The 4,261-nt window shown below is 71.9% G+C and carries 4 protein-coding genes; 2 read left to right on the top strand and 2 right to left on the bottom strand.

All coding sequences use genetic code 11. The features are described 5' to 3' along the window. On the bottom strand, positions 1-1,767 hold a 1,767-nt coding region (locus ACJ73U_RS26975; protein ID WP_407780516.1), incomplete at its 3' end, for a DNA translocase FtsK 4TM domain-containing protein. Between the two features lie 110 nt (positions 1,768-1,877). On the opposite strand from ACJ73U_RS26975, the gene ACJ73U_RS26970 reads away from it, so the two are divergent. Beyond that, positions 1,878-2,717 (top strand): lysophospholipid acyltransferase family protein, encoded by an 840-nt coding sequence (locus ACJ73U_RS26970; RefSeq protein WP_407780515.1) that lies wholly within the window; start codon positions 1,878-1,880, stop codon positions 2,715-2,717. Here ACJ73U_RS26970 and ACJ73U_RS26965 read toward each other — a convergent pair. Continuing rightward, positions 2,707-3,180, bottom strand: coding sequence for an Lrp/AsnC family transcriptional regulator (locus tag ACJ73U_RS26965; RefSeq protein ID WP_407780514.1), 474 nt, complete (start codon positions 3,178-3,180; stop codon positions 2,707-2,709). The genes ACJ73U_RS26970 and ACJ73U_RS26965 overlap by 11 nt on opposite strands. A gap of 104 nt (positions 3,181-3,284) precedes the next feature. On the opposite strand from ACJ73U_RS26965, the gene ACJ73U_RS26960 reads away from it, so the two are divergent. Continuing rightward, a partial coding sequence (locus tag ACJ73U_RS26960) for an EamA family transporter (RefSeq protein WP_407780513.1) occupies positions 3,285-4,261 on the top strand: 977 nt, incomplete at its 3' end.

Raw genomic sequence — 4,261 nt, 5'->3', positions numbered from 1 at the left:
GAACACATCGATGTGCCGGACGCGGTTGGCCTGCATGTCCTGGTAGCGCTGTTCCATCTCCTCGACCAGCCACGTCAGCGCGGCCGCCGCCTTCTTCGGCTGCGTGATGATCGGGGTGATCAGGTGCGGGATCCCCTCGTACGGGGTCAGCTCCACCATCTTCGGGTCGACCAGGATCATCCTGACCTCGTCCGGCGTTGCCCTGGCCAGCAGCGACACCAGCATCGAGTTGACGAAGCTCGACTTGCCGGAGCCCGTCGAGCCCGCGCACAGCAGGTGCGGCATCTTCGCCAGGTTCGCGGTGACCATGTGGCCCTCGATGTCCTTGCCGAGGCCGATCACCATCGGGTGGCCGTCCTTGACGGCCGTGTTCGAGCGGAGGACGTCGCCGAGGCGCACCATCTCGCGGTCGGAGTTCGGGACCTCGATGCCGACCGCCGACTTGCCGGGGATCGGCGCGAGCAGGCGGACGTTGTCGGTGGCGACCGCGTACGCGATGTTCTTGGTCAGGGCGGTGATCTTCTCGACCTTCACGCCCATGCCCAGCTCGACCTCGTACCTGGTCACCGTCGGGCCGCGGGTGAAGCCGGTGACCTGCGCGTCGATGCCGAACTGGTCGAGCACGCCGGTGATCGCCTCGATCATGGCGTCGTTCGCGCGGCTGCGGGACTTCGGCGCCTCGCCGGTCTCCAGCAGGTTCGGGTCGGGCAGCGTGTAGTCGCCGTCCACCACGCGGGGGGTGAGGTCGAGCTGCCCCTGCTGTTCCTTGGCCGGCTGGTTCTCCTTGACCTCTGCCGGCTTCGGGCGCTTGCGGGGCGGCGGCGGTGGGGTCGGGGGCTCGGGCGGCGGCGGGATCTCCGCACCGACCCCCGTCTCGGGCAGCGGGAGCTGCTCCGCCTCGCCGGTCGGCATCGAGGACTGGCGGCGGCGGGACGGGCGGCGCAGGCGGACCGTCTCGGCCTCGTCGGGCACCGGATCCGCGGCCGGCTCCTCGGCGCCCGGCAGGTCGATGCCCTCGGCCTCGCGGTCCTCCGGGTCCATGCCCAGCTCACGCAGCCGCGTAGGGATGTCCCGGAACCGGGTGCCGGTGAACACGAGCACGCCGAACCCCAGCGCCAGCAGGAGCACCGGCAGCGCGACCCACGAGGTGATGCCCTTCGCGAGCAGCCCGCCGGAGAAGTAGCCCAGCGCGCCACCCGCGTACCGCTGGTGGAAGTTGTCCTCGGGCAGGTCGGAGAAGATGTGCAGGATCCCCAGGACCGCCAGGACGAACAGCAGCGCGCCGATCACCAGCCGCGGCCGCTTCTCCGGCCGCGGGTCCGAGCGCATCAGCGCGATGCCGATGACCAGCAGCGTGAGCGGCATCGCCATGGCGGCGGCGCCGACCACGGACCGCGCGCCGATCTCCAGGTAGTGGCCGACCGGACCGGCGGCGCGCCACCAGATGCCGGCGCCCGCGACCACGCCGACGGCGATCAGCGCGAACGCGAGCCCGTCGCGGCGGTGCGCGGAGTCCAGCTCCTTGGTGCGGCCGACCGTGCGGGCGATCCCGCCGACGCCCTTGGCCAGCAGCCGCCAGCCACCGAGGAGGCCGCGGAACAGGGCGCGGCTGACCGAGCCCCTGCTGTTCGTCTTGCGGATCGGCGGCTTGCGCGCCGCCGGGGTGCGGGTGGTGGTCCTGGCCGGCGGACGCTTTCGAGCACTGCTCCCAGAGCCGCTACCCGTGCCGCGGCCCTTGGACCTGGAAGAGGCTGTCCGGTTCGCCATGTCCCCCACGGTAGTCGGCTCCCGCCACATCGGTCACTCCCGCCACACGAACCCCACGGGAATGCCCGACCGCTGATGAGATCCCCAGAGGTCCATGCGATGCTCCGCTCATGGTCGCGCTGTCTCGCCGCAGTTCCGAGTCGACACGCCGGTGGCCCAGGCCCCGGCCGCGGAAGGTGTCGCCGCTCTGGCGGGCCATGACGTTCGTCGACAGCGGCCTGGTCCGGCTGGTCGGGCGGCTGGCGGTCACCGGCACCATCCCCCACGAGCTGCGGCACCAGCCCATGCTGATCGCCGCCAACCACATCGGGACGTTCGACGCGTTCGTGCTGACCGCCGCGTTGCGGGAGGCGGGCGTGAACCCGCGCTTCCTGCTCGCCGGCGGACTGCTCGACGCGCCGGTCGTCGGCTGGGGGCTGCGGCAGGGCGGCAGCATCCGGGTGGACCGCCACAGCGTGAACGTCACCGAGGCGTTCGAGCGGGTCACCACGGCACTGCGGGAGACGCCGGGGCCGGTGCTCGTCTACCCCGAGGGCCGCATCAGCCGCACGCCGGGCCTGTGGCCGGAGCGGGGCAAGACCGGGGCGGCGCGGATCGCGCTGGCCGCGGGCGTGCCGGTGCTGACGATCAGCCAGTGGGGCGCGCACGAGGCCGTCTACTGGGGCACCGAGACCGTGACGGGCTGGCGGGACCTCGTGCCGCTGGCGACCTCGTTCGCCAGGGCGGTCGCGCGCAGGCCGACGTTCAGGGTCCACTTCGGACCGCTCGTCGACCTGTCCGACCTGTCCCCGGGCAAGCCCGGCGACGGGATGCGCGCCCACAAGCGGATCATGCGGGCCATCACCGACAACCTCGTGCCACTGCGTGCCGACCAGCTGGACAGGCCGAGGTTCCACGACCCGACGCGACCGACGGACACCAGGTCGCCCTGGCAACCCCCTACAGCTTGAGCGCTCGGGCGGGGATGGCCGACCCGGTGCGCAGCGGGTCGAGCACGAGCATCGTCGTGAAGCGGCGGACGTTCGCGGACTGGTTGAACAGCCGCGTCGACACCTCGTTGTGGTGTGCCATGCCGGACGTGGTCAGGACGACCGCGTAGTCCCACTCGCCGTAGCAGATGTAGAGCTGCTGCACCTCCGGCGCGGCGAGCAGCCGGCGCTGGAACGCCTCGAGCAGGCGCGGGGACTCCCGCTCGATCGCGACGAGAACGATCGCCATCACCAGGTCGTGGCTGGCCTTCGGGTCGAGGACGGCGGCCGTGCGGGACAGCAGGCCGCTCTCGCGGTACCGCTCCATCCGCCGCTGGACCGCGCTCGGTGACAGGCCGACGACCTCGCCCAGCTCCCGCAGGGTCCGCCCGGCGTCGGCCTGGAGCTCGTCAAGCAACAGGTGATCGATCTCGTCGAGTTTCACGCAACGATTTTGCGTCCAGGCGGGAAATAATTCAATCGTGATCAGCGGGGATTTGCCTACCGTTGGCGGTGGAAACCAGCAGTTGACGAAGGGGGCAGCCCACGATGACGACGACCGCGACCGATGCGCCGACCACGCCCGTCACCGGCAAAAGGCCAACGACGGTTAGCCGAGGGACGACCCTGATCGTGCTCGCCTCGGTCTGCTTCGGGACCTCGGGGCCGCTGGTCAAGCCGGCGATGGACGCCGGGCTGTCGCCCCAGCAGGCCGTGAGCTTCCGCATCGGGCTGGCCGCCGCGCTGCTGCTGGCGTTCGTGGCGGTCACCAGGCCGAGGCTGCTGAAGGTCCGGCGGGCGGACCTCCCCGTGCTCGCCGGGTACGGGTTCATCGGCGTCGCCACGGTGCAGCTGCTGTACTTCGCGGCCGTGTCGCGGATCCCGATCGGCGTGGCGATGCTGCTGGAGTTCACCTCGCCGGTGCTCGTGGCGCTGTGGGTGCGGTTCGTGCGGCGAGTGGTGCTGCCGGCGCGGATGTGGGTCGGCACCGCGCTCGCGGTACTCGGGCTCGCGCTGGTCGCGCAGGTGTGGCAGGGCCTGCGGCTCGACGCGCTCGGCCTGCTGTGCGGCATCGCCGCGGCCCTGTGCGCGGCGGCCTACTTCCTCCTCGGCGAGCGTGCCGGCCGCACGATCGCGCCGCTGGGGCTGGTCACGTGGGGCATGGTGATCGGCGCGGTCGTGATCGCCCTCCTGGCGCCGCCGTGGTCGCTGCCCGGCGACGTCATGGTCGCCGACGCCGACTTCGGCCCGTGGGACGTGCCGGTGTGGGTGCTGCTGGCGACGTGCGCGGTCGTGAGCACGGCGCTCGCCTACCTGCTGTCCCTCAGCTCGCTGCGGCTCCTGCCGGCGAACGTGGTCAGCGTGCTGGCCGTGATCGAGCCGATCGTGGCGACCGTCCTCGCCTGGCTGCTGCTCGGCCAGGCGCTGACGGCCGCGCAGGTCATCGGCGCGGTCGTGCTCCTGTCCGGCGCGACGGTGGTGCAGCTGGCGTCGCGCCGCCCACAGGCGACGGTCACACCGGAATG

The sequence above is a fragment of the Actinophytocola sp. genome (assembly GCF_045807065.1).
GTDB lineage: Bacteria > Actinomycetota > Actinomycetes > Mycobacteriales > Pseudonocardiaceae > Actinophytocola.
This window is presented reverse-complemented; position numbering and strand designations above follow the sequence as displayed.